This is a genomic window from Rhizobium ecuadorense, from assembly GCF_001187535.1.
GTDB lineage: Bacteria > Pseudomonadota > Alphaproteobacteria > Rhizobiales > Rhizobiaceae > Rhizobium > Rhizobium ecuadorense.
The window spans coordinates 1-277 of record NZ_LFIO01000896.1; the positions used below are offsets into that span (position 1 = coordinate 1).

1 protein-coding gene is annotated in these 277 nt (G+C 64.3%); it reads left to right on the forward strand.

Going from position 1 to position 277, the window contains the following annotated elements:
* Window positions 1–277 (forward strand): NAD(P)H-dependent oxidoreductase (locus AF337_RS15650; protein WP_193393627.1); only part of this gene is annotated, 277 nt, incomplete at both ends.

Here is a 277-nt window from a genome sequence, read left to right on the forward strand (position 1 = left end):
CGGGGCTTATCAAGGGATGGATCGACCGGGTGTTCACCAATGGCTGGGCTTACGACGATCGCCCGGATACCGGGCTGGTGAAGTTGCTTGGCCGCCTGCCGGTGCATCTGGTCGGCCTCGGCGGCGCCGATGCCGGGACCTATGTGCGGCACGGCTATTTCGGCGCCATGAAGACGCAGATCGATCACGGGATCTTCGACTATTGCGGCGTCCGCGTCGTGACATCGGAGCTGTTGCTCGAAGCCGGACCGAACCATGCGGCCGCCCATCTGGAGAC